20 protein-coding genes are annotated in these 21,549 nt (G+C 68.9%); 12 read left to right on the top strand and 8 right to left on the bottom strand.

What is annotated here, in order from left to right:
* The first annotated feature begins 494 nt into the window (after positions 1-494).
* Complete coding sequence (locus tag ACFXN1_RS18120) at positions 495-1,472, top strand: oxidoreductase (RefSeq protein WP_379436673.1); 978 nt, start codon at positions 495-497, stop codon at positions 1,470-1,472.
* A gap of 13 nt (positions 1,473-1,485) precedes the next feature.
* On the opposite strand, the gene ACFXN1_RS18115 is transcribed toward ACFXN1_RS18120, so the two are convergent.
* Genes ACFXN1_RS18115 through ACFXN1_RS18105 form a run of 3 tightly spaced genes read right to left on the bottom strand, consistent with a single transcriptional unit; the run spans position 1,486 to position 3,396 of the window.
* Positions 1,486-1,890: a VOC family protein gene (locus ACFXN1_RS18115; RefSeq protein ID WP_379436671.1), complete on the bottom strand. Its 405-nt coding sequence runs from the start codon at positions 1,888-1,890 to the stop codon at positions 1,486-1,488.
* Between the two features lie 31 nt (positions 1,891-1,921).
* Positions 1,922-2,434 (bottom strand): DUF664 domain-containing protein, encoded by a 513-nt coding sequence (locus ACFXN1_RS18110; protein WP_379436670.1) that lies wholly within the window; start codon positions 2,432-2,434, stop codon positions 1,922-1,924.
* Positions 2,435-2,463: 29 nt separating this feature from the next.
* The gene (locus ACFXN1_RS18105; RefSeq protein ID WP_379436668.1) at positions 2,464-3,396 is read right to left on the bottom strand and encodes a LysR family transcriptional regulator; all 933 of its coding nucleotides are present in this window, start codon (positions 3,394-3,396) and stop codon (positions 2,464-2,466) included.
* Positions 3,397-3,521: 125 nt separating this feature from the next.
* On the opposite strand from ACFXN1_RS18105, the gene ACFXN1_RS18100 reads away from it, so the two are divergent.
* Positions 3,522-4,769, top strand: a complete 1,248-nt coding sequence (locus ACFXN1_RS18100; RefSeq protein WP_379436667.1) for an MFS transporter — start codon at positions 3,522-3,524, stop codon at positions 4,767-4,769.
* On the opposite strand, the gene ACFXN1_RS18095 is transcribed toward ACFXN1_RS18100, so the two are convergent.
* Entirely contained in the window at positions 4,759-5,112 is a 354-nt protein-coding gene (locus ACFXN1_RS18095) for a YggT family protein (protein ID WP_379401547.1), read from the bottom strand. The genes ACFXN1_RS18100 and ACFXN1_RS18095 overlap by 11 nt on opposite strands.
* 92 nt (positions 5,113-5,204) lie before the next feature.
* Between ACFXN1_RS18095 and ACFXN1_RS18090 the strand changes: the two genes are divergently transcribed.
* Positions 5,205-5,459 (top strand): hypothetical protein, encoded by a 255-nt coding sequence (locus ACFXN1_RS18090; protein WP_379401548.1) that lies wholly within the window; start codon positions 5,205-5,207, stop codon positions 5,457-5,459.
* Between the two features lie 30 nt (positions 5,460-5,489).
* Here ACFXN1_RS18090 and ACFXN1_RS18085 read toward each other — a convergent pair whose 3' ends face one another.
* Positions 5,490-6,527 (bottom strand): YbhN family protein, encoded by a 1,038-nt coding sequence (locus ACFXN1_RS18085; protein ID WP_379401549.1) that lies wholly within the window; start codon positions 6,525-6,527, stop codon positions 5,490-5,492.
* Between the two features lie 504 nt (positions 6,528-7,031).
* On the opposite strand from ACFXN1_RS18085, the gene ACFXN1_RS18080 reads away from it, so the two are divergent.
* From ACFXN1_RS18080 to ACFXN1_RS18060, 5 genes are all read left to right on the top strand, one after another.
* Entirely contained in the window at positions 7,032-7,979 is a 948-nt protein-coding gene (locus ACFXN1_RS18080) for an acyl-ACP desaturase (protein ID WP_379401550.1), read from the top strand.
* 103 nt (positions 7,980-8,082) lie between these two features.
* On the top strand, positions 8,083-8,391 hold the full coding sequence (locus ACFXN1_RS18075; protein WP_379401551.1) for a hypothetical protein: 309 nt from the start codon (positions 8,083-8,085) through the stop codon (positions 8,389-8,391).
* A 279-nt stretch (positions 8,392-8,670) separates the two neighbouring features.
* Positions 8,671-10,269, top strand: coding sequence for an alpha/beta hydrolase (locus ACFXN1_RS18070; RefSeq protein WP_379436666.1), 1,599 nt, complete (start codon positions 8,671-8,673; stop codon positions 10,267-10,269).
* A 328-nt stretch (positions 10,270-10,597) separates the two neighbouring features.
* Positions 10,598-11,317 carry a hypothetical protein gene (locus ACFXN1_RS18065; RefSeq protein ID WP_379436664.1) on the top strand — a complete coding sequence of 240 codons (720 nt, stop codon included), beginning with the start codon at positions 10,598-10,600 and terminating at the stop codon, positions 11,315-11,317.
* A 130-nt stretch (positions 11,318-11,447) separates the two neighbouring features.
* On the top strand, positions 11,448-11,912 hold the full coding sequence (locus ACFXN1_RS18060; protein ID WP_379384090.1) for a DUF2231 domain-containing protein: 465 nt from the start codon (positions 11,448-11,450) through the stop codon (positions 11,910-11,912).
* 70 nt (positions 11,913-11,982) lie between these two features.
* On the opposite strand, the gene lexA is transcribed toward ACFXN1_RS18060, so the two are convergent.
* A complete protein-coding gene (gene lexA / locus ACFXN1_RS18055) occupies positions 11,983-12,771 on the bottom strand; it encodes a transcriptional repressor LexA (protein ID WP_379436663.1) in 789 nt (262 codons plus the stop codon).
* A 221-nt stretch (positions 12,772-12,992) separates the two neighbouring features.
* On the opposite strand from lexA, the gene ACFXN1_RS18050 reads away from it, so the two are divergent.
* From ACFXN1_RS18050 to nrdR, 3 genes are all read left to right on the top strand, one after another.
* Positions 12,993-13,397, top strand: a complete 405-nt coding sequence (locus ACFXN1_RS18050) for a hypothetical protein (RefSeq protein ID WP_379401555.1) — start codon at positions 12,993-12,995, stop codon at positions 13,395-13,397.
* 186 nt (positions 13,398-13,583) lie between these two features.
* On the top strand, positions 13,584-14,807 hold the full coding sequence (locus ACFXN1_RS18045) for a hypothetical protein (RefSeq protein ID WP_379436661.1): 1,224 nt from the start codon (positions 13,584-13,586) through the stop codon (positions 14,805-14,807).
* 106 nt (positions 14,808-14,913) lie between these two features.
* Positions 14,914-15,390, top strand: a complete 477-nt coding sequence (nrdR, locus tag ACFXN1_RS18040; protein ID WP_379436660.1) for a transcriptional regulator NrdR — start codon at positions 14,914-14,916, stop codon at positions 15,388-15,390.
* A 187-nt stretch (positions 15,391-15,577) separates the two neighbouring features.
* Here nrdR and hrpA read toward each other — a convergent pair whose 3' ends face one another.
* Positions 15,578-19,987, bottom strand: coding sequence for an ATP-dependent RNA helicase HrpA (gene hrpA / locus ACFXN1_RS18035; RefSeq protein ID WP_379436658.1), 4,410 nt, complete (start codon positions 19,985-19,987; stop codon positions 15,578-15,580).
* Positions 19,988-20,124: 137 nt separating this feature from the next.
* On the opposite strand from hrpA, the gene ACFXN1_RS18030 reads away from it, so the two are divergent.
* Positions 20,125-20,748: a Pr6Pr family membrane protein gene (locus ACFXN1_RS18030; RefSeq protein ID WP_379436656.1), complete on the top strand. Its 624-nt coding sequence runs from the start codon at positions 20,125-20,127 to the stop codon at positions 20,746-20,748.
* A gap of 7 nt (positions 20,749-20,755) precedes the next feature.
* On the opposite strand, the gene ACFXN1_RS18025 is transcribed toward ACFXN1_RS18030, so the two are convergent.
* A complete protein-coding gene (locus ACFXN1_RS18025) occupies positions 20,756-21,211 on the bottom strand; it encodes a GNAT family N-acetyltransferase (RefSeq protein WP_379436655.1) in 456 nt (151 codons plus the stop codon).
* Positions 21,212-21,549: the final 338 nt, after the last annotated feature.

Here is a 21,549-nt window from a genome sequence, read left to right as displayed (position 1 = left end):
CACCGCCAGGATCACCCGGTTGCCTTTGGTGGGTGGCTCGGCGGGTGGATGGACGGTCATGGATCTGTCTCCTCATCGATATGGGTGGTGGAGGCCATCGTATTCCGGGGACTCCCAATATGTTTGGAGTCCTCGACGTTGGGGCATTATCTCGGCCGCTTCCCGGGCCACGCCGGGGAAACCGGGGTGGTCGATGAGGAAACGCGCCACCCGCCCGACCTGGGGTTTGTTCGTCACCCACATGAGGGCCCAGTAGATGCGGGGCAGGCGCGGGTGAGCCCACACCTGGTGCGGCGGGGAGGAGAATCGCGCCGGACGGTGACGGCGATAACGATGATGGTGGCGAGCATGGTGGACTCTCTTCCCCTGGATTGTCCCAGACAGAATAGGGACGGGATCTGGTCCCGGCTAGTCGACTCCGCGCGCGGAACTGCGCGGTCCCGCATCACCAGGTACATTGTCTCAGACGGAAATTCGAGGAGGAGAACGACCGCATGACCGAGGCGCTGCCCGACCGGCCGACCGTGACCAGCCCGCCCCTGCTCGCCCGCCGCTGGACCATCGACGACATCCCCGACCAGACCGGCCGGACCGCCGTGGTCACCGGCGCCAACAGCGGACTCGGCCTGCGCACCGCGGAAGCCCTGGCCGCCAAGGGCACCCACGTCCTGCTCGCCTGTCGCAACGAGCTCAAGGCCGCGGCCGCGCTGGAGCAGGTGGGTGCCGCGGCCACCGGCCCCAAACCCGAAGTGCTGCCGCTGGATCTGGCCGACCTGACCTCCATCCGCCGCGCCGCCGACCACCTCGACGTGCGCGGCACACCCATCGACATCCTGGTCAACAATGCGGGCGTGATGGCACTGCCGCGGCATCAGCGCACCGCCGACGGTTTCGACGCGCAGTTCGGCACCAATCACCTGGGCCACTACGCATTGACCGGACTACTGCTGCCCCAGTTGCTGCGCGCACCCGAAGCGCGCGTGGTGACCGTGTCGTCGATCGCCGCCTGGGGCGGCCTCATCAACTGGTTGGATCCGAATTGGCGTGTGGTGTACAGCCGTTGGCTGGCCTACAGCCAATCCAAACTCGCCAACCTCCTGTTCACCGCCGAGCTGCAGCGGCGGGCCCGCGCCGCCGGGTCCACGCTGACCGCCGTGGCCGCGCACCCGGGTCTGTCGGCGACGAATCTCTACGATTCCGGCCCGGAAAAAGGTGTGGCGGCGGCCTTCGCGGCCGTCCAGCAGCGAATGCTGTTCTCGCTGGCGCAATCCGACGCCAAGGGCGCGCTGCCGCAACTGTATGCGGCGACCATGCCCGGCCTGGCCGGCAACTCCTACTGCGGCCCGGCCTTCGAGGCCTTCGGATATCCCCGCCGCACCCTGCGAAATCCCCTCGCCTACAGCCGATTCCAGGCCCGTAAGCTCTGGGAGCTCAGCGCGGAGCTGACCGGCGTCGACTACCGGTGGGCCTGACCGGCGGCCGGAGCTAGGACGGGTAGACCGCGATCTCGATGAGATTCCCGTCGAGATCGCGGCAGTAGTGCGAGACCATCTCACCCAGCGCGCCGATCTTGACCACCGGGCCGTTGACGATCTCGACGCCGCACGCGGTCAGGTGCTCCGCGATCGCCTCGGGCGCGGCCGTGGTCACGAAGCAGAGGTCCTGTGCCCCAGCGGCTTCGGTGGCGCCGGTGGTCCAGTTCGGATCGGTGTCCAGCGCGCCGACCGGCCGGAGATTGATCTTCTGATTCCCGAAGGTGAGCGCGAGCCGCCCGGCGGGGCCGAACCGCTCCACGCTCATGCCCAGCACGCGGGCATACCAGTCGGCCGTCGCCACCGGGTCGAGGCAGTTGATGACCACATGATCGAAACGGTCCACGGTGAATGCCATATCCGCATTCTCCGTGCGTCCCGCAGCAAGATCAACGGCGGCGCAACAGCATTCCGCGGATGTAGGCCGCCTGGCCGGAATGCTGGATATCGTCGTCGACCACGCTGATCAGGCGGACTCCCAGGGTGACCGGCGGATCCCAGCGGGTGTCGACGATGCGGGGGAGATCGGCGTCGGTGAGCGTGGACACGTACCCGATGGTCTGGTCGTGCACCGCGTCGAAGTAGCCGAGCAGCAGGCCGGCGGAAACGCCGTCGAGCCGCGCCACCTCGGCGGAACTGTGCGCGTATCCGGTGGCGGAATCGTCGAAGGGCAGGTCGAATCGCTTCGCCCAGCCCTGCGCCGTCCACACCTGTTCGAGGCCCGCCACGTCCGCGATGTGATCGTCCTGCACGCGGGTCAGATGCCAGATCAGCCAGGCGATGGAATTGGCATCCCCGTCCGGCCGCGCGGCCAGTTCTGCCGGGGTGAGCCCGTCCACCGCGCCGTGCACGTTCTCCTTGATCCGCCCGAATGCGTCCACCAGCAAGTCAGCGCTCGTCATGCCCTCATCCAATCACCCCGGGCCGGAGGTTATTCCGAGGCGCGCGCCCAATCCGGAACCCAGGTTCCGGGACGGTCCACGACCGCGCCGGCCAGATGGCCGTGCAGCGCGGCCAGGGTGGGATGGGGGTCCGCCGCGCGCTGGACCAGGGAGTGCGGGTAGACGGGTGTGGGGTCACGCAACGGCACCCGCCGCAGACCGTGGGTGTCGGGCCAGAGGAAGCGGGTGTCCTCGCCGACCAGCGTCGCGACCTCCGGGGAATCGGCGACCGCGTCCAGGAGCGGCTCCAGGCCGAAGTTCGGGCCGACCGAATCGATGGTGAGATCGAAAGCCGCGGCGAGTGACGCGTAATAGGCCGACCATTCGGTACCGCTCACCAGGCTCGGCATCCAGATGCGATGGCCGGCCAGATCTTCCGGCGACAATGTCCGCGCCTTGGCCAGCCGGTGGGCCGGGCCGACGAGCAGCTCCAGTGGCTCATCGAAGATCGGCGTCGCCCGCAGGCCCTCGGGCAGCGCGTGCCCCGGCGCGGGTATACAGCGGAACGCGGCGTCGACGGAACCCTCCAGCAGCGCCTCCATGGCCGCGCCCGCGTGCGGGAGCCGCACCACGTCCAGTTCGAAATCGGGATGGGCGCGGTGGAAGTCGCGCAGCAGCCCGGCCGGGGCGAGCTGGCGACCCACCACATCCACGCGCAGCGCCCGCCGGCCCGGGATCACCGAGGCCAGGGCGCGTTCGGCGGTGTGGAGCAGGGTGCGGGCATGGGGGAGGAAGGCCTGCCCGTCGAGGGTCAGGCGGGCGCCGCGCGCCGTGCGGGTGAACAACCGGGCGCCCAACGTCTTCTCCAGGGCCGCAATGCGTTTCGAGACCGCCTGCTGGCTGATCGACAGATCCGTGGCCGCGTCCTGGAAACGTTCCGCGTCCGCCACTGCGACGAAGGTGCGCACGGCCTCGAGATCCATGCGACGAGAGTATGCGCACAACGTCTGGTTGTGGCTCGCGGGCAGCTCGGTTGTTTGATTCCGAGGTCGCGGGCCTGCTTCGATCTTGCCGGACAACGACGGCGGGACAGCGCGAGGCGGGCGGTATGACGGGCAGGCGGTCACTGGGACGCGGATTCGGCTGGTTGTGGACGGCCTTCGCGGTGAGCACGGCGGGATCGTGGCTGGCCTTCGACGCCTTCCCCTTGATCGCGGTGCTGGTGCTGCACGCCGGGCCCGGGCAGGTGTCGCTGCTGGCGGCCGCCGGACTGGCGGTGGGCGCGGTGGTGGCGATACCGCTGGGGCCGTGGATGGAATTCCGGCGCAAGCGGCCGGTCATGATCGCCACCGATGTGGCGCGCTTCGCGGTGGTGCTGAGCGTGCCGCTGGCATTCGCGGCGGGCGTGCTGAGTTTCGCGCAGCTGGTGGTGGTTTCGGTGATCGTCGCGGCCTCGGACATCGCATTCCGGGCGGCGTCGGGGGCATACCTGAAAACCCTGCTGCCCAAGGAGGACCTGCTCCTGGCGAACGGGCGATTCGAATCGACCATGTGGACGGCGTCCGTGCTGGGCCCGCCGCTCGGGGGCGCGGCGATCGGGATCTTCGGACCGGTGGTCACCGTGGCGGCCAATGCCGTCAGCTTCCTGTTGTCCGCGTTGGGAATTCGGGCCATCGGGGGCGGTGAGCCGCAGCCCGCGCCGAGCGGGAGCGGGGGCTTCCGGATGGGCGACCTGGTCGAGGGCTGGCGCTACATCCTGACCCACCGCGCGCTGCGGCCGCTGTTCGTCAACACGATCCTGGTCAACGGCCTGATCCTGGCGATCCAACCGCTGCTGGCCGTCATCATGCTGCGCGATCTCGGCTTCGCGCCCTGGCAGTACGGGCTCGCGTTCGGCATTCCCTGCCTCGGCGGCCTGATCGGCTCGCGGCTGGCGACACCGCTGGTCGGCCGGTTCGGTCAGCGCCGGGTGCTCGTCGCCGCCGGGATGGTGCGCGCCTGCTGGGTGCCCGCCCTCGCCTGCATCGGCCCCGGCCTCGCCGGCCTGCTGGTGGTGATCGTGGTGGAATTCGGCCTCATCGCCTGCTGCGGAGTCTTCAACCCTGTCTACGCGACCTTCCGCCTCGAACGCGCGGCACCCGACCGCACCACCCGCATGCTCTCCGCCTGGTCCATCACCAGCAACATGAATACCGCGGCCATGACGGCCCTGTGGGGCCTCCTCGCCGCCCTCACCGGCCCCCGCACCGCCATCGCGCTCGCCGGACTACTCATGCTCGCCACGATTCCGCTGTTGCGCCCCAACAGTTTTCCCGACCTCCCCGCCGCGGAACCCGTGGCCGCCGCTACAAGCTGAAGGCGATCGCGCGCAGCACGAGCACCGCGATGAACACCACGGTGAAGGCGAGGTCGATCGAGACGCCGCCGAGCCGGACCGGTTTCAGGACCCTGCGCACCGGCGCGATCACCGGCTCGGTGAGGCGATGGACGACATCCCGGGCCTTCCGCAGCGCCGGCGGGGTGTCGCCCAGCACGCCGATCCAATCGATGATGAGGCGGGCCAGCAACAGCAGCATGAACAGCGTCAGGGCGAGCCCGATCAGGGAACCGAGGAATGACATGGCGAACTCCTTCGTAGTGGCCGCCCTCAGGGTGATCAACGCTGCAATGCCGGCGAAAGTGCCCTCATCGTCGACCATGCTCCGCAGGTTCGGCGGCGGGCTCGCCGCAGCCGTGCGAGAATCTGGGCTGCTGTTCGCCCAGCTCACCCGAGATCGCACAAGGAGTCGCCGTGAGCAAGAAGTATCTGGTCGGCCTGCCCCTGGCCGTCGCCGCCATGTCACCGGCCCTGGCGGCCGTCGATGCCGCGACCGCCCAGGCCGCCGTTCCGACCTACACCTGTACCGCGCAGACGTGGGCGGGGGAGCAGTTGCCCGCCGTGACGGTGGAGGCCAAACACGGGAAGTATCAGGCGCAGGGCGTCGCACAGACCATGTGGGGCGGGGTCGCCAAGTTCGCGACCATCGACTGCAAGACCGGCAACTGATACCGCGAGATCGGTAACCGAGGGCCGCGCTCAGATGGCGCGGCGATGGTTCAGGTAGGCGAAGGAGGCGAGGCCCAGCGGGATCTGGCACCAGAAGGTGAGGAGCCGGAATCCCAGGGCCGCGCCGACCGCCACCCCGCCGGTCAGGCCCGCGACGGCGGTGAGGCCGGCCGCGATGGTGATCTCCTTGGTGGCGACCCCGTTCGGGGAGGGCAGCAGCGGGGCCAGGGCCACGGTCACCAGTTCCACCACGAACGTGTCGGGCAGGCTGAGGTTCGCGCCGACCGCGTGCAGCACCGCCCACAGCGCCACCACCATGAGCAGCGGCTGGATCAGCGCACAGATCCAGAGGGCCGCCGCGCGGCGGGGACGGACCGCGGTGGCAGCCACCGATTTCCAGGCCAGTTCGGCGTCCGAGCGCGCGTGCCGCATGCGGGCGGGCAGCTGCCGCCAGCCGCCGTGCGCCTGCACCCGGCGGTTCATCGCCCGGCCGGCCACCGCCAGGACGATGCCTCCCACGAGCACGGCGATGATCATGATCGCCGCTGTGTGCCAGAGATTTCCGCCGATCAGGTGGTGCCACCACGCCGAAGCGCGGGTACCCAGGTCGTGCCACGGGGGTTGCGCGCCATTGCGGCTCATCAGGCCCGGCGCGGCCAGCGCCGCGATCACCACCAGCGGAACCCGCACCACCAGCGCGGCGAAACCCATCAGCGCGATGGACGCCACCGCGCCGGCATGACTGAGTCCGGTGCGGCGCAGAAACCGCATCCGCAGCAGCAGTGAGGCCGCGGGCACCAAGCCGATGGCCGGCACGGCGAGCTGGAGGGCGAACAGCTGCCGGGCGGAGGTGTCGGCGGGTATCGAACCACGCAGCATGAAAACCGAGGTGGGCCAGAGGGCGAGGGTGGCGAGCGCGGCCAGGAGCAGCCAGCGCGGGTCGGCTCCGGCGAGGGCGTGGACTCCGGTCAGGACCGCATCCCGCTGCCAGAACGCCGCGGCCATCACCAGCACGGTGAAGACGATGGTGGGTAGTGCCTTTCTCGCAGATGCGGGAACGGCCGCCATCTGCCCTCCTAGGTATCGCAGATATCTTTTTCGCCGGTGAATCGCATTTGCGCAGATCAACATCAACCCGGTCGGTGGCGCGTGGACTCGCGTCGCCTGATTGGTCCGTGGCGTGTTGCCGGGGACCAGCCTCCTGATCACGGCGCTGCCGGACCGGCGCTTCCTATCGAGCTGGTCGTTCTGCTGGCGTTGGGTGTAGCCGGCACCTGGCGGGCGAGGACTACCTGGTCCGGACCACAGTCGCGGACCCATCGGTGATTCGAACCGAAGGCAATGGATTGCCGGGTTCATTGAACACGATTTGAAGATCGAAAACGAGTGCGGTGTTGCAGACGGAGAAAATCTTTACAGGCCATCGGTATCGATCACCCGGGTTCCGCTAATCGACAGAACGGTCGTCTTCCAAGAGCGCCAGGGCGATTCACCGCAGATCCGGGTAGGCTCGCTGGCAATGGGGAGTGCCGAGATCAAGTCGTAGGGCAGGGACACGACGTGGCGAATTCCATGACCGCGAGCGCAGTGCTTGCCGAACTCGAACCGGTGGCGGAAGCGAATCTGAACCGGCATCTCTCGGTGGCCAAGGAGTGGCATCCGCACGACTACGTGCCCTGGAACGAGGGGCGCAACTTCGCCGCCCTGGGCGGAATCGACTGGGAACCCGGGCAGTCCCGGCTCAGCCCGGCGGCGCGGGCCGCCATGATCACCAATCTGCTCACCGAGGACAATCTGCCCTCCTACCACCGGCTCATCTCCGAATCGTTCACCCGCGAGCGCGCCTGGGGCACCTGGGTGGACCGCTGGACGGCCGAGGAGAACCGGCACGGGATCGCCATGCGCGACTACCTGGTGGTCACCCGCGGCGTCGATCCGGTGGCGCTCGAGCACGCCCGCATGATCTGTGTCGGGACCGGTGTAGACGACCCCACCGGCACCGGTGACCACGCCGTTCTGCACGGCGTCGCCTACGTGACGTTCCAGGAGCTGGCCACCCGTGTCTCGCACCGCAATACGGGCAAGGCCTGCCACGATCCCGTCGCCGACCGCTTGCTCGCCCGTATCGCCACCGACGAGAACCTGCACATGGTCTTCTACCGCAATATCTGCGGCGCGGCCCTGGACCTGGTCCCCGACGACGCCCTCGCGGCTATCGCCGCGGTCATCGAGAACTTCCGCATGCCCGGCGCCGGCATGCCCGACTTCCGCCGCAACAGCGTCCTCATCGCCAAGCACGGCATCTACGATCTGCGCCAGCATCTCGACGAGGTGATCCTCCCGGTGCTGCGCAAATGGAACATCTTCGAGCGCACCGACTTCACCGCACGCGGCGAGCGGATCCGGGACAGCCTGGCCACGTACCTGGACAAACTCGGCAAGGACGTGGTCCGGTTCGAAGAGCAGCGCGACCGTGCGCTGGCCCGCGATGCCGCCCGCCGGGCCGCCGCGACCACCTGAACCCACCCATGTGAACAGCCACCGCGCTGTCCACAGCCACCGCCTTTTCGCCGAGCCCTCCCGTCCCGCCGCCGCTAGGGTGTGTCCACACGAAGGGGGAGGCATGACAGACATGCTGCGCGCCGACATCACGGCGCTTCGAATCATGGCGGCGGGCATCCACTCCGAAGCCGGGGCCATCTCGGCCATCGACCCGGTCGACCTGATCGCGAAAGTCGGTCGGGCCATGCCGAATTCCGCGATCGGCGCCGCCGCCGTCACCGTCGGCGACCCACTCCTCGCTACCCTCCGCAGGCTGGCCAACCACCTCCACACCTTCGCCGACACCACCGCCCGTACCGCAACCACGTATGAGGCCACCGAACTAGCCCTCGAAACCCAGCTGGACGGCTACCTGCACGGCGCTTCCTGACCGGCCCCGCCGGTCCGGCGGCCGCACGAACAACGAACTCGCCTCCTGCTGAACGGTATTCGCCGTTGGCACCTACCGATGCGGCGTTCCTCGCCGAGGGTGACCAGTGGCGCGCTGGACGGAGTCGGGCGCCCAGCGCCGGACGCTTGCGCCCGGCGGCAGTGCAGATTTTGCGAATCGGAAGAGATTGCGTGGGGAGGCGCGATGGTGCGAGCGGGGTTTTCGCAAGTTCGGGGGTGGGAGCCGGGAGCTGCGATCCGCGCCAGTTCGGGTGTGGCGGTGGCTGATTCGGCGTTCTCCGGGGCCATGACGCGGGTGGGGCGCCTGGCCGATGTCACGGTCGCCGGGTGGCACGGGGCGGCGGGGACGGCGGCCGCGCTGCGGGCATGGGAGTCGCAGCTGGCGGCGAATCATATCGGTGCGGCACTGCTCGACATCGCCGACGCGTTCGCTGAGGCGGGCGCGCTCGAGCGGGTGTGCGCGCTGGTCGGGCAGCTCGCCGACGAGGCCCGGGCCACCGGCTGCCGGATCGCGGAGGACGGCACGGTCCGCGGGCCGCGCTCCGATACCGGGAACTCGGCGCTGGACTTGATCTTCCAGGCGGGCTTCGACGCGAAGGCGAAGCAGGTGCAGGCCCGGCTGGTGCCCCTGCTGGATCTCGCGGGGGAGATCGACGAGCGGGTCGGGGCCCGCCTCGGCGCGGTGGCGGAGGCGCTGGCGAGGTTGGCCGTGGATCCGACGGGTGGCGGGCCGAGCACTCGGGTCGCCGGGATTCTCGACGGGACCGCGAGTCTTCCGGAAGATCCCACAGTGCTCTGCGCGCTGTGGAAGTCGCTGACACCCGCGGATCAGGACGCGCTGTTCGCCGCCGATCCGTTGCTCGGGGACCGCGATGGGATGCCGGCATTGGCCCGCGACCACTACAACCGGATCGCCTTACAAAGGTTGCGGGCCGAGGCCGCGGCGGAGGATCGGCGGCTGGCCGACCGGCACCGGGACTGGACGCGGCACGAGAACCTGCCGACCACCAGCGCGGGCTGGATTCGGTTGCGGGAGTGGGAAGCCGCGCGGGAGGAGGCGCAGCAGCGCGATGCCGGGTACGCGGCGCTCGCCAATCAGGCCGGGGATCCGGGCTCGGGCCGATTGGTGCTGGCGGTGGACCGGAACGGGCACGGCGCGATCGCACTGAACAATCCGGATCTCGCGGTCAATGTCGCGACCTTCGTTCCCGGTACCGGATCGTCGCTGACCGATATCGGTGTCGGGGTCGACCGCGCGCGGGCGCTGCTCGATGCGGCCGAGCGAGCCGATCCGGCCGCGCGGACATCGGTCATCGCGTGGTACGGATACGACGCACCGCCGGATCTGGCGGAGGCGGTGCGTGATCGCCGGGCTCGGGCGGGCGCGCCCGCGCTGGATCGGTTCGAGAGTGGCCTGCGGGCCGGCCACCCGGGACTCGCGGCCCATCAGACGGTCGTCGGGCACAGCTACGGGAGCGCCGTGATCGGAGCTGCGGCCAGCGGAGCGAACTCTCTGGCGGCCGACGATGTGGTGTTCGTGGGAAGTCCTGGGGTAGGTGTTGATGATGTTTCGAAATTGCGTTTGACGGGTATTCCTGCGGGCCACAACGGTGCGCATGTCTATGCCACTGCCGACCCGGCTGATCCGGTGCCCAAGTTCGGACAGTTTCTCCATGGGGTCGATCCGGTCGATCGCGAATTTCGCGCAACGGCTTTCACTTCTTCCGGGGCCACTATCGACCTTCCCGTGTTGCGGGCCCTGCCGTTCGATGTCGTGTCACACGGAAACTACTGGGAGCCTGCGAATCCGGGCCTGTGGCATCAGGGGGAAATCATCGCCGGACGCTATGGCCAATGATCCCGAACGGGCGGTTCGTTGCGTCGTGATAGCCGTAACTACTGGTTGCGGATTGGTTGCGGGAGTGTCCGTACCACGGCTCTGGGCGGCCGACCAAACTGGTTTGAAACGGTCGGGTTCATGCTAGGGTTCCGTCCAGGTTGGAATGGGAAGTCGGAGACAAATGCGCACTGAGAACATCAATAGAAAGTTCAAACTGCACGACGAGCGCAGGATCGCCGCCCAACTTCCAGAGCAACTTCTTGGTTTAGATGTCGTGGGTTTTGGGAAGTTAGAAGAGTTTCCGGGTGAGTTGCTGAACTCCTTCGGGGAATTCGCGAACGGTTCCGTGCCCCCGCAGTCCCGCATCTATCGCAATGCGCAGCCGAATCTCATCGATGCCTGGCTGCTGGAGCTGTTGCGCGGTGCACGCATCGGCGACCGCTTCTATCTACGGACCGGGCTGGAGTACTTCCCCTGGGCCGACTGCCGGGTCCTCGACCATCGCTGGCTGGAGTCGCTGCGCCGCGTCATGGGCACCAACCAGGGATACATTGCGCACGATAAGAACTCGGCCGTCATGACGATCGGCACGCAGTACGAGGTGCTCGGCTTCGTCGCCGGCACCGGCCTGCCGAGCGGGGCCGAGGCCGCGCCGGTCGAGGACGTCCCGACCCGCCGTATCGTCCAGGCCCCCGCCGCATCGCCGGATCAGGTGACCACGGCGCTCAGCGGCGACCTGCGGGCCCGCCGCCTGGCCGCGCTGAACTCCGACGCACCCGCCGTCCGCGACCTGGACCCGGCCGCTGCGCTGGCCTCCATGCCGGATCTGCCCGCGACGCCCGCCCAGGACAAGCCGGCCCCCCAGATCGTGGATGTGCTACCGGTTTCCGCGCCGGAGGCGGTCGCCGCCCCCGAGCCCGCGGCGCTCGAGCCCGCCGCGTCCGCGGCGCCCGAGACCGTCGCCCCGAAGGGCGCCGCGCCGGTCGCCGCCCAGCCGATGCCCGGACACGACGAGGCGCCCACCCAGCTCATCTCCCGCATCGTGGTGCCCACCGAAACCGACTGACTGCTCGCGCGACCCACGGTCCCGATCCGAACTCGCCGGACGACCGTGGGTCCGAACCGAACCGGCCGGGCCCGGCTTACGTTGTTCTGGTACGCCGGGCTTCGTTCGCCGAGTTCGAAAGAGCCGATATATGTCGACATTCAATGGGCTGCCCGCCCATGTCCTGCTGGTGCACGTGATTGTCGTGCTGGTCCCGCTGACCGCGGGGCTGCTGATCCTGTGCGCACTATGGCCCGCGGCCCGCAGCCGGTTGATCTGGCCGACGGCCGTCCTGGCGGTACTGGTGACGGCGTTGACGCCGGTGACCGTGGAGGCGGGGGAGTGGTTCCAGCGGCAGCTCGGTAATCCCCCGGTGGTGGACGAGCACGCACGGCTCGGCCATCAGATGCTGTATTTCGTTGCGCCGCTGCTGGTTTCGACCGTGCTACTGGTCTTCGTGCACCTGCGGCGCGGCCGCGGGAAGCCGCTGGGCCGGGCGGTGCCGGCGGTGATCGCACTGCTGGTGATCGCGAGCGGCGCGGCGGCCGGGTGGCAGACCTACCGGGTCGGGGACTCGGGGGCGCACGCGGTGTGGAACGGCGTGCTCAACCACTGACGGAGACGACTGTCGTGACCCGGCGGCCGGTCTGCGGGGCGGTCGCCGGGCCACGGCAGTGCGGGCACGGTCAGATCTTGCGGATGACCGTGACGACCTTGCCGAGAATCTGGGCGTCATTGCCCGGAATCGGCTCGAACAGGGGGTTGTGCGGCATCAGCCACACCTGGGATCCGGTGCGCTTGAAGGTCTTCACGGTGGCCTCGCCCTCGATCATGGCGGCCACGATGTCCCCATTGTCGGCCACGTTCTGCTGACGCACGACCACCCAGTCACCGTCGCAGATGGCGGCGTCGATCATGGACTGGCCGACGACCTTCAGCAGGAACAGCGAACCCTCGCCGACCAGTTCGCGCGGCAGCGGGAAGACATCCTCCACGGCCTGCTCGGCCAGGATCGGGCCACCGGCGGCGATCCGGCCCAGCACCGGGACGTAGGTCGGAACGGGGTGCTCGTCGGAGGCGTCGGCCTCGGTATTGACCGCGCGCAGCTGTGACGCGCCGGCGGTGGCGCGCATCGCCGTCTCGTCCAGGCCCCGGACATCCACGGCGCGTGGGCGATTGGGGTCGCGGCGTAGATAGCCCTTGCGCTCGAGCGCCCGGAGCTGGTGTGCCACCGAGGAAGTCGAGGTGAGGCCGACGGCATCGCCGATCTCGCGGATGCTGGGCGGATAGCCGCGGTCGTGCACCGAGGTGCGGATGACCTCCAGCACCTTGCGCTGGCGCACGGTCAGATCGGCGCCGACACCGGACGATTCGGACAGGGGGCCGTCACCGTCGCGACCAAGGGGTCCGTTCTCACCATCCGCGCCGCCGTGTTCGCTCACCGCCGCCGTCCTCCGTTCACTGCTGTCGCTCACCGGAATTCGTTCCCGGATGCGGTTCATCGTGCGTCCGGGGAACTCGTGTCTCGACTGTAGTCCGTGTGACGCGTGTGATCAAACATCTGTTCGACGCGTGTCGGCAAATCAGTGACATTGTCGGTGGGCCGTGGTAGAAATTCGAACATCAGTTCTTCGAACACATGATCGAGTCAGTTGTCCAGCATCATTCGGTCCGCCCTACTTTGGAGGTTTCTTCGATGCGCGCCGTGGTCAGCGAAATCGACACTCTGGGAAGCGATCTGGGATTCGACAGCATCCCTTCGGAGCTGCGTTCGGATCGGTTCCGGACCGGGACGCCCGCGGCTGCGGGCCGTCCCGCCCTGGACCGCCGCCCCTGCCGCGCGCGGGTCCGGCCCGCCGCCGGCGCAGGTGTTCGACGCGATCATGTCGTCGTGCGACACGCGGCCCGGCGCGCCCGTGGTGCGCATCCGCTGGATCGGGTGCAGCGCGCCCAGATCGGTCTCGCGGCCCTCGCCGTCACCGCGTTGATGAGCGCGCTGGCCGTGGCCGGTCTGATCGGCCTGGCCCACTTGCGTTCCGGCGACTTCGATTCGCAGACCACCCCGTCCTCGGTCCAGTTGGTCCAGGCGCCGGTGCGATAGCGGGCCTGCTGCTGCGGTATTTGCCCGGTCATAGCCGTTATTCGGGATAGAGCTCGACGGCCATGGGCGTGGCCGAAAATGCAGATTGAAAACTGAAACGTGTTGCTAGCGTCCCCCTGGATGTGACAGAGGCTACATCCGCGCGGTCCGTGCTCCGGCCCGCGCGCACAGCGACAGGGGGCGTCAATGCCGAGAGTTCGAGGGCTGATCCGGGTGGCCGGTGTTCTCACCTGCTTGATGGTCGGGCTGGTGACCGCACCGGCCGCGCATGCGGAGTCCGCCTATGCCGCGTACCTGGACCTGCCGTCGGTCAATGGTGAGGGCGCGGGCGGCGGCGGATTGAATCCCGCACTGCCCTTGGATCCGGACACCCTGCGTGCCGCGCTCGACGACGCGCGCGCCGCGGGTGTCGAGCCGCGGCACTACGCGACCCTGCTGCATCAGTACTGGCTGGTCACCGCGACCCAGAATGCCGATATCGACCTGGCGGCCTGGGATCCCGGGCGCGGCGTCGCGGCGAATACCCGCACCTTCACCCAGGTCTATGTGAACTACCTGCGGCTCAACAACGCGCACCCGGACTACTGGTGGACCGGACTGGCCGGGCTGGCCGGCGGGTCGTTCGCATCGGGCTTCTTCGACATGGGCGATGTGTCGGCGATTCTCACCGTGCCGAGCATCCATCAGCTCGGTGACTCGGTGGCCGATCTGCTGCGCGGCACCCCGCCGCAGCTGCTGGACATCCTGCCCGCCGACATCCGGACCCTGGGCACCGCGGGCGAGCGGCTCACCGCCGACGATCTGGCCTGGTACCAGACCCGGCTGATGATCATGCAGAAGCACATCTTCATCGACCAGGTGCCCATGCACGAGGCCTACGCGGCCGCGGGCCTGGCCGGTGTCGAGGAGATGTACCGGGCCGGCGTGCTGGACGAGAACGCCGTCACCGCCTGGCGCGAGATCGATTCCGGCACCCCCGACGGCCTGGCCGACGCCGCGCTGCGCATGACCGACCGGGAACAGAACCAGATCATCGCCGACCAGTGGGATGTCACCTCGCACAGCCGCGGCGACCTGGGCCGGGTCATGACCTACGTGAGCACGATCGCGGGCAAGGCCGCCGTTCCCGGCGTCCGCGCGCCCGGCGTCTTCGCGCCCACCACCCTCACCACGGGCGCGATGTCGCTGCGCGCCCCGCTGCCCGACTTCAACTGGGCCGACCGCGACACGCGGTGGAACTACATCACCCACGATCTGCTGCCGCGCTACCTGGAACTGTGCGCGAATCCGGCCGCCGCGAGACCGGTTCTGGCCGTGCCGTTCCCGGTCATGCTGACCAATGGGCGGCTGGTGCAGCGCTTGCCGGATCTGCTCGCCGACCTGACCTCCCAGTGGCAGGTGACCACCTGATTCGGGCCTGCGGACACGGGCGGACGCCGCCGATCGGGTCCGTCACGGTATCCTCGAGATTGCTCGAGGTTGCTGTGGAAGCCCAGGCATCGACGAAGGATCCCGGATGCATTGCCCGTACTGTCGTCATCCCGATTCGAGGGTGGTCGACTCGCGTGAGGCCGAGGAAGGCACCGCCATCAGGAGGCGACGTGCCTGCCCGGAGTGTGGGCGCAGGTTCACCACGGTCGAAACCGCGATCCTGTCGGTCGTGAAGCGTAGCGGTGTCACCGAGCCGTTCAGCCGCGAGAAGGTCATCCGCGGCGTCAGCCGCGCCTGCCAGGGCCGCGAGGTCGATTCCGATGCGCTGAACCTGCTCGCCCAGCAGGTGGAGGATGCGGTGCGCGCCAAGGGTTCCCCCGAGGTGCCGAGCCACGAGGTCGGCCTCGCCATCCTCGGCCCGCTGCGTGATCTCGACGAGGTCGCCTACCTCCGCTTCGCCTCGGTCTACCGATCCTTCAGCTCCGCCGAGGATTTCGAACGCGAGATCGCCGACCTGCGCAAGCACCGCGGCGACCACACCGTGGGCGCGGCAACCAAGTAAACGGGCGACCGCTACCGGTCACCCCCACATCGATTCCCGGTCCGGCCCCGAGCAATTCGGAGCCGGGCCGCTTCATTTCCTGGCATCTCGTGCCCGGCGGAGGGCGATGCGCCGGCCCGCAACCGGTTTCCGAGAAGGCCTGTGCGCCAGTGCATGCCCGTGGTGTTGCACGGAAGATCGCGCCCCGTCAGCGCTTTTGCTGGGGTGGGCGGCGGGCGATGTCGATCGCCTTCTCGATGCGCTTCGCCGACACCGGGTAGGGGGTGCCGAGTTGCTGGGCGAAGAGGCTGACGCGGAGTTCCTCGATCATCCACCAGATTTCGACGATGTCGCGGCCGCCCCGGCGCGCCTCGGGGAGATTGCCGACGAGGCGGTCGTAGGCGGCGTGGACGCGGTCGAGTTCGGCCAGGCCGGCGCGGTCGCGGTTGGCGGAGGCGGGGAGCGCCTCCAGGCGCAGGCGGGCGGCTTCCAGATAGCGGGGGAGTTCCCGCAGCCGGGCGCTGCCCCACTCGGCGATGAATCCGGGGAAGATCAGGTCGTCGAGCTGGTGCGAGACATCGTCGGTGGCGTCCCGGTCGCGGGATTCGGCGAGGGCGGCGCGCAGCCGGTGCGCCTCCGCGAGAACCGGGACGACCGAGCGGACGATGGTCGCGACGGCCGTGGTGAACTGCGGGCGGACCTTCTCCACCAGCGCCTGGAATTGCTCGGGGCTGCGCACCGGTCCGCCATTGGCGGCGATGAGTTCGTCGGCGGCGCAGGCGCGGCAGTCCTCGACCAGGGCGTCGAGGGTGCCGTACGGATTCTGGGTCAGCGCAAGGCGATCGGTGGGCGGCAGGCCCGCGGTGACGGCGCGGGTATTGGTGGTGATCGCGCCCAGCAGCAGGGCGCGGGTGCCGGTGCGCATGGCGGTGGCCTGGGCGGCTGGGGAGCTGAGGACGCGTACCGCCACGCCGTCCGCTTCCGCGACCAGGGCCGGATAACCGGTAATGGTCTGACCGCTGACCTGGCGCTTCACCGAGGACGGCAGGGTGCCCAGGGATTCGGAGGTCCACACCGTGGACGGGGCCCGCTCGGCGGCGTTGTTGGCGCGCGCCACCGACTTCGAGACCTGTTCCGCCAGGGTGGATTTCAGTTCGGCCAGGCTCTTGCTGCGGGCCACGACGGCGCCGGTCGGGTCGATGGCGGCGAAGGTCATGCGCAGGTGGTCGGGCAGGCCCGCCGGATCGAGCATGGTGGCGGCGATGGTCACCGAGCCGAGCTGCGACAGTTCCCGGGCCAGTCCGGTGCGCAGTGGTTCGGCGCGCGGGGTGAGGCGGTCCAGGGCGGCCTTGGCGAAGTCGGGTGCGGGAACCACGGTGCGGCGCAGCTGTTTCGGCAGCGTCTTGATGAACGCGGCGGCCAGCTCCTCACGCATGCCGGGGACCAGCCAGTCGAAGCCGACCGAGCGCACGTGCGCGAGCTGGGCGATCGGAATGTGCACGGTGACACCGTCGTCGGCCTGACCGGGCTCGAACTGGTAGGTGAGCGGGAAGGTCAGCTCGCCCTGCCGCCAGCTGTCGGGGTAGGCGGTGGGATCCAGCAGTGCCGCATCCTCGTTCACCACCGTGGAGGCGGTGAAGTCCAGCAGGTTCGGATCGGTGCGCTGGGTCTTGCGCCACCAGCTGTCGAAGTGCCGCACCGACACGATGTCCGACGGGATGCGCTGGTCGTAGAAGTCGAACAGCACCTGGTCGTCGACCAGGATGTCGCGCCGTCGCGCCCGATGCTCGAGATCCGCGACGTCGTCGAGCAATTCGCGGTTCCGCGCGAAGAAGTCGTGCTTGGTCTGCCACTCGCCCTGCACCAGCGCATGCCGGATGAACAGCTCCCGCGACAACTCCGGATCGATCCGCCCGAAGTCCACCCGCCGCTGCGTCACCAGCGGAATGCCGTACAGCGTCACCCGCTCGTAGGCCGCCGCCGCACCCCGTTTCGCCGACCAATGCGGTTCGGAGTACGTGCGTTTCACCAGGTCCCCGGCCAGCCGCTCGGCCCACTCCGGCTCGATTCTGGCCGCGGTCCGCCCCCACAACCGCGAGGTCTCGACCAATTCCGCCGCCATCACCCACCGCGGCGGCTTCTTTGCCAGCGACGATCCCGGGAAGATCATGAACTTGGCATTGCGGGCGCCCAGGAACTCCCGGGTCTCCGCCTCCCGCACGCCGATATGCGACAGCATGCCGGCCAGCAACGCCTGGTGGATCGACGTCACATCCCACGGCAGCGAGTCATTGTCCAGCCCTGCCTTCGCCGCGAGCGATTCGGCCAGGCCGGACTGCCCGCTCGATCCCGCGCCGCCCCGGCGGCCCGAATCGTTGCCGCGTCCGCTGGAACTGCCGCGCCCGCTGTCATCGGCGCGGCGCGAATCCCGGCCGCGCACTGATCCGCTGCGCCGCGTGTCGTCAGCGAACGATGCCGACTCCGCACGCCCGGCCTCGGAGCTGTGCCCACCGCGCTGAGTGGCATTGCCGCCGTTGATGTTGCGGCCCTGAACTGAGCTTGCGGCGGCACCGCCGCGCTCGGCGGATTCGGTTCCGGAGCCGTTCCCGTCGCGCTCGGCACTGCCGGTACCGCTGCCACGGCCTGGGTTACGGCCGCGGCGGTTGCGCGGGTTGTTTCCGGCTTCGTCGGAAGGCATTGCGGTGCGGTCGAATTGGGAGTCCGATCCCGCGGTGTTCCAGCCGAGACCGCGGGTGATGGTGCGGAGCTGGCCGTGCAGGTCCTGCCATTCGCGAATGCGGAGGTAGTGCAGGAACTCGTCGCGGCACAGGCGGCGGAACTGGTTGGAGGAGAGGGCGTTCCGCTGTTCGCGGAGGTAGTCCCAGAGGCGCAGGTAGGCCAGGAAGTCGGAGCCCTCGACGGTGAAGCGCGCGTGTTTGGTGTCAGCGGCCTGCTGGTGTTCGACGGGGCGTTCGCGGACGTCCTGGATGGACAGGGCCGCGACGATGATGAGGACCTCGGAGAGGCAGCCGCCGCGGTTCGCCTCGACCAGCATGCGGGCCATGCGCGGATCGACCGGGATCTGCGCCATTTCGCGGCCGATGGGGGTGAGGATCAGACCGGCGTCGGGAATGTCCGTGCGCGCACCGGCTTCGGCCTCCGCGCGGGCCAGCGCGCCGAGCTCCTCGAGCAGCGCGATGCCGTCGCGAATGGCGCGGGCGTCGGGGGCCTCGACGAACGGGAAGCTCTCGATATCGCCGAGCCCGAGCGCGGTCATCTGGAGAATGACGGCGGCCAGGTTGGTGCGCAGGATCTCGGGTTCGGTGAACTGCGGCCGGGATTCGAAGTCGTCCTCGGCGTACAGCCGGATGGCGATACCGTCCGCGACACGGCCGCAGCGACCGGACCGCTGCCGCGCCGATGCCTGCGAGATGGACTCGATGGGCAGCCGCTGCACCTTCGTGCGCATGGAGTAGCGCGAAATGCGTGCGGTGCCAGGGTCGATCACGTAGCGGATGCCCGGCACCGTGAGCGAGGTCTCGGCCACATTGGTGGCGAGCACCACGCGCCGGCCGGTGTGCGATTCGAATACCCGGTGCTGTTCGGCCGCCGACAGCCGCGCGTACAGCGGCAGAATCTCGGTGCGCGGCAGCCGCATATCCCGCAGCGAATCCGCGGTATCGCGGATCTCGCGCTCGCCGGAGAGGAAGACCAGAATGTCGCCGTCGCCCTCGGCCTGCAGTTCCCGCACCGCGTCGCCGATGGCGTCGGTGGGGTCGCGGTCGACGATCCGGGTGTCCTCGTCGTCGGGGTCCTCGGAGGTGACCGGAAGCTCCAGCGACAGCGGCCGGTATCGGACCTCCACCGGATACGACCGTCCCGACACCTCGACAATCGGTGCGGGCGTGCCGTTCTCGTCGGAGAAGTGCCGTGCGAACAGCTCCGGGTCGATGGTCGCGGAGGTGATGATGATCTTCAGATCCGGCCGCTTGGGCAGCAGTTGCTTGAGATACCCGAGCAGGAAGTCGATATTGAGGCTGCGCTCGTGCGCCTCGTCGATGATGATCGTGTCGTAGCGGCGCAGCAGCCGGTCGCGCTGGATCTCGGCGAGCAGGATGCCGTCGGTCATGAGTTTGACCAGCGTGCGGTCCGACGCCTGATCGGTGAAGCGGACCGTGTAGCCGACCACGTCGCCCAGTTCGGTGCCGAGTTCCTCGGCGATCCGCTCGGCCACGGTGCGTGCGGCCAGTCGCCGCGGCTGGGTGTGGCCGATGGTGCCGCGGATCCCGCGCCCGAGCTCGAGGCAGATCTTGGGGATCTGGGTGGTCTTGCCGGAGCCGGTCTCACCGGCCACGATCACGACCTGGTGTGCGGCGATGGCGTCGGCGATGTCGTCGCGGCGCGCGGAGACCGGTAGTTGCTCCGGATACCGGATGGTCGGGACGCCGGCGCGGCGGGCGTCCACCCGGCGCTGTGCGGCGTCGATATCTGTTTCGAGGTCGGTGAGATCGCCGCCGCGGGCCTTGTCGAGCCTGCGACGCAACCGGTGCTCGTCGCGGATCGAGAGATCGGCCAGGCGGGAACGAAGCTCGCGAGAGGTGGCGGCGGTCCTGGTCATTGCATCGTCAACGATAGCGAAGAGTCGGTCCGGGCCGGTCGGCGCGGTATCCGGCGGCCCGATCTCGCGCTTGCCGGAAGTGTGCCGCACCGGCGTATCGTCCGCGTTCGGGTGGTTCGGCATGCGACCATCGGGCCATGGCCGTCAGAGGTGGAACGCCCGCGTGGATCCGGGTGCTGCGCATCGTCTTCGGAATCCTGAGCTTGGTCGCGCTGGTCTGGATTCCGCTGCGCAATGTGGGCAACCCGAACTATTCGTATCTCAACTTCTTCAGCTACTTCACCATCCAGTCCAACATCCTGGGCATCATCGTGCTGCTGGTCGGCGGGCTGCGTGACCCGGCCGGCCGGCGCTGGCAGGTGCTGCGCGGCGCGGCCACCCTCTACCTCGCCATCACCTTCGTCATCTACGCGGTGCTGCTGGCCGATATCGATGTGCAGCTGACCGAGCGGTGGATCAACGACACCCTGCACCGGGTGATCCCGATCGTGCTGATCGCGGACTGGTTGCTGGTGGCCGCCGGTCTGAAGCCGACCATCCGGCTCATCTTGGGCTGGCTGGCCTACCCGCTGGCCTACGGCGCCTACACGCTGTTGCGCGGGCCGTTCGCCGATTGGTATCCCTACCCGTTCATCGACCCCCGTGACCAGGGCTACGCCCAGCTGTCCGGCGGGCTGGTGATCATGGCCGTGATCTTCACCATCCTGGGCGTGATCGCGGCGGCGCTGAACGGGCTGGTACCCAGGGCCGTCGGCCGCTGACTCCGGCTCAGAGCGCCCGGGTCATGAAGACGCTGTGCGGGTCCGCCGCGTAATCCGCGAACGGCCCACACTCTTCGAACCCGTAGCGCTCGTACAGCCACACTGCGGGCCGATAGAACTCCGACGCCCCGGTCTCCAGGCTCAACCGCGCGTATCCGCGCGCGGCGGCCTCGGCGAGGATGTGCCGCAACAACAGTGACGCCACCCCGCGCCCCCGGTGACTCGCCGCGGTCCGCATGGACTTGATCTCACCGTGCATCGGATCCAGCTCCTCGAGCGCCCCGCACCCGGCCAGTTCCGTGCCCTCCCACGCCGACCAGAGGGTGATCTCCGGCTTGCGCAGCGCCGCCACATCGAGCGCGTGCATGCTGTCCTCGGGCGAGTTCGCCAGCATCTCGGCAACGTGGGCCTCGAGCAGTCCGATCACCTCGTCCCCGCTCAGATCGTCGATCACAATGCGCATGCCGCCAGGCTATCCGCCGAGCTCGAGACCCTGACGGCACGGGCCGCGCCGCCGGTTCCGGGTACTGACCGCACGCGCCAACCCGCCGACCTACCGTGCCGTCCGTTCCGGTGTGGTGCGTGTGCACTCCTGCGACCGGTGAGACTCGGTGTGGTCGGCCGGGTTTCGTGATCATTTCGGGTTATCCGGCTCGGCTGTTCGGGCCGTCGTGGGGCGAACCGCAATGGCACGGTTCCGAGGGTGCTATCGCGGGGCGTCGGATACGTGCACGCCGACTCGAAGCTGAAGACGGCCCGGAAGCCGCAGGGCTCCGGGCCGTTTCCACGCCGCCGGACCTC

Origin of the sequence: Nocardia sp. NPDC059154, from assembly GCF_042755705.1 — a bacterium.
Taxonomy (GTDB): Bacteria; Actinomycetota; Actinomycetes; order Mycobacteriales; family Mycobacteriaceae; genus Nocardia.
This window is presented reverse-complemented; position numbering and strand designations above follow the sequence as displayed.

Coding starts and splice junctions, on each gene's coding strand:
- ACFXN1_RS18120 (WP_379436673.1), top strand. CDS start 495: ATGACCGAGGCGCTGCCCGACCGGCCGACCGTGACCAGCCCGCCCCTG.
- ACFXN1_RS18115 (WP_379436671.1), bottom strand. CDS start 1,890: ATGGCATTCACCGTGGACCGTTTCGATCATGTGGTCATCAACTGCCTC.
- ACFXN1_RS18110 (WP_379436670.1), bottom strand. CDS start 2,434: ATGACGAGCGCTGACTTGCTGGTGGACGCATTCGGGCGGATCAAGGAG.
- ACFXN1_RS18105 (WP_379436668.1), bottom strand. CDS start 3,396: ATGGATCTCGAGGCCGTGCGCACCTTCGTCGCAGTGGCGGACGCGGAA.
- ACFXN1_RS18100 (WP_379436667.1), top strand. CDS start 3,522: ATGACGGGCAGGCGGTCACTGGGACGCGGATTCGGCTGGTTGTGGACG.
- ACFXN1_RS18095 (WP_379401547.1), bottom strand. CDS start 5,112: ATGGTCGACGATGAGGGCACTTTCGCCGGCATTGCAGCGTTGATCACC.
- ACFXN1_RS18085 (WP_379401549.1), bottom strand. CDS start 6,527: ATGGCGGCCGTTCCCGCATCTGCGAGAAAGGCACTACCCACCATCGTC.
- ACFXN1_RS18080 (WP_379401550.1), top strand. CDS start 7,032: ATGACCGCGAGCGCAGTGCTTGCCGAACTCGAACCGGTGGCGGAAGCG.
- ACFXN1_RS18075 (WP_379401551.1), top strand. CDS start 8,083: ATGACAGACATGCTGCGCGCCGACATCACGGCGCTTCGAATCATGGCG.
- ACFXN1_RS18060 (WP_379384090.1), top strand. CDS start 11,448: ATGTCGACATTCAATGGGCTGCCCGCCCATGTCCTGCTGGTGCACGTG.
- ACFXN1_RS18050 (WP_379401555.1), top strand. CDS start 12,993: ATGCGCGCCGTGGTCAGCGAAATCGACACTCTGGGAAGCGATCTGGGA.
- ACFXN1_RS18045 (WP_379436661.1), top strand. CDS start 13,584: ATGCCGAGAGTTCGAGGGCTGATCCGGGTGGCCGGTGTTCTCACCTGC.
- nrdR (WP_379436660.1), top strand. CDS start 14,914: ATGCATTGCCCGTACTGTCGTCATCCCGATTCGAGGGTGGTCGACTCG.
- hrpA (WP_379436658.1), bottom strand. CDS start 19,987: ATGACCAGGACCGCCGCCACCTCTCGCGAGCTTCGTTCCCGCCTGGCC.
- ACFXN1_RS18030 (WP_379436656.1), top strand. CDS start 20,125: ATGGCCGTCAGAGGTGGAACGCCCGCGTGGATCCGGGTGCTGCGCATC.
- ACFXN1_RS18025 (WP_379436655.1), bottom strand. CDS start 21,211: ATGCGCATTGTGATCGACGATCTGAGCGGGGACGAGGTGATCGGACTG.